We start from the raw sequence: 263 nt of genomic DNA on the forward strand, positions 1-263 counted from the left end.
TGGGGTGAAGTCGTAACAAGGTAGCCGTATCGGAAGGTGCGGCTGGATCACCTCCTTTCTATGGAGAATTGATGAACACTGTTCATCAATATAAGTTTCCGTGTTTCGTTTTCGTTTAGTTTTGAGAGTTCAATATAAGTATTGACTCTTAAATAGGAATATGATATAAATAAATTCCGCAATTTGTATGGGCCTATAGCTCAGCTGGTTAGAGCGCACGCCTGATAAGCGTGAGGTCGATGGTTCGAGTCCATTTAGGCCCA

At 42.2% G+C, this 263-nt stretch carries 1 tRNA gene and 1 rRNA gene; both read left to right on the forward strand.

The features are described 5' to 3' along the window. Positions 1-58 (forward strand): 16S ribosomal RNA (locus AC0IXC_RS29210); the annotation flags it as partial. Positions 59-189: 131 nt separating this feature from the next. Next, positions 190-263: transfer RNA gene (locus AC0IXC_RS29215), tRNA-Ile, on the forward strand.

The organism is Bacillus sp. AC266 (assembly GCF_979253805.1).